Here is a 1345-nt window from a genome sequence, read left to right on the forward strand (position 1 = left end):
CAGGTTGCGGAAATACACCCCCGGCGGAAGCGGTGCGCCTCGATGTACGCGCCCGCCAGTCGCAAACTTTCGCATTGTGCAATCTCAACGCGAATTCAACGTTCTTTCGGCGGCTTGAGGCCGACTTCTGACCTCCTTGCCACGCTTTCCGCCACTTATAAGCGGATTTGTGCCAGTGATCGCATGCGCACGAGGTTGTATGCCGCCATGTTCAACACGAACATCTGGTCCACCTTCTTCAAGCCACGCACCATCACCTGACGCATGCGCCCCACGGTCTTGGCCCAGCCGAAACCTTGTTCGATCAACTTGCGCTTTTGCTGCGAAATGGCGTAGCCCGCGCTCGAGGCAATCGTATCGGGCACTGCCGAACGTCGCCCCGAGGTGTTTTGCGCAACGTGCGGTATGACCTTCATCTGTTGGCACGCCTCGATGAATTCCTGGGCATCGTAGCCCTTGTCCGCACCCAACGTAATTTCTACGTTCGGATCCTCTACCGTTTGCTGTGCGTCGTGGATCATGATCTTGGCCGCTTCACGCTCGGCATGCCCGTCGGCGCGTGTCACGCGCGCATTGACCACCAAGCCGTGCCGGTTATCGGTCAGCGTATGACCCATGTACCGCAATTCGCTGGCCGTTTTGCCTTTGCGATAGAGCTGCGCATCCGGGTCGGTCCTCGACTGATGTGTCTCGTTGCTGCGTTTCTCGCCCTTGAAGTCGCCCGCGCCGCCGCCGTCGTTGTCCTGATCGTCCCCATTCTTGCGTACAAAGCTCTTGTGTCCAGCCCACGCCCGGATCAGGGTGCCGTCCACGCTGAAATGCTCACCCGAGAGCAGGCACTTCTTCTGGGCGATGGCCACCACCTCGTTGAAAAATTCGATCACCGCATCGTGTCTGATCAGACGCTCGCGGTTCTTCGTAAAGACCGTGGGCACCCACACCTCGTCATCCATGGCCAGGCCGATGAACCAGCGAAACAAGAGGTTGTATTGCACCTGCTCCATCAGTTGGCGCTCCGAGCGAATGCTGTAGAGCACCTGGATTAGCATGGCTCGCAGCAACTTCTCCGGCGCGATGCTCGGCCGTCCACCTTTTATGTCCGCTTCGTACATCTCGGCGAACAGTCGATCCATCTTCGCCAGCGCTTCGTTCGCCATTACGCGGATCGAACGCAACGGATGCGACTTGGGGACGAAGTCGTCCAGCTTGCGCACGGAAAACAAACTCTCGGTGAAAGTGTCGGCGCCGCGCATGATCTCCAGTGGGTAAGTGGTGGTTCATCTATCAACGCTTCACGAACTCTGCGCGATGACATGTTTCAGCGGTACTTCAGCAACCTGTTAAG

At 58.1% G+C, this 1345-nt stretch carries 1 protein-coding gene; it reads right to left on the bottom strand.

From position 1 onward, the window contains the following. Nucleotides 1-155: 155 nt before the first annotated feature. On the bottom strand, nt 156-1253 hold the full coding sequence (locus tag M3A49_RS42230) for an IS5 family transposase (RefSeq protein WP_266233980.1): 1098 nt from the start codon (nt 1251-1253) through the stop codon (nt 156-158). Nucleotides 1254-1345: the final 92 nt, after the last annotated feature.

The sequence above is a fragment of the Paraburkholderia sp. CNPSo 3076 genome (assembly GCF_026343935.1).
Classification (GTDB): Bacteria; Pseudomonadota; Gammaproteobacteria; order Burkholderiales; family Burkholderiaceae; genus Paraburkholderia; species Paraburkholderia nodosa.

Coding starts and splice junctions, on each gene's coding strand:
- M3A49_RS42230 (WP_266233980.1), bottom strand. CDS start 1,253: ATGCGCGGCGCCGACACTTTCACCGAGAGTTTGTTTTCCGTGCGCAAG.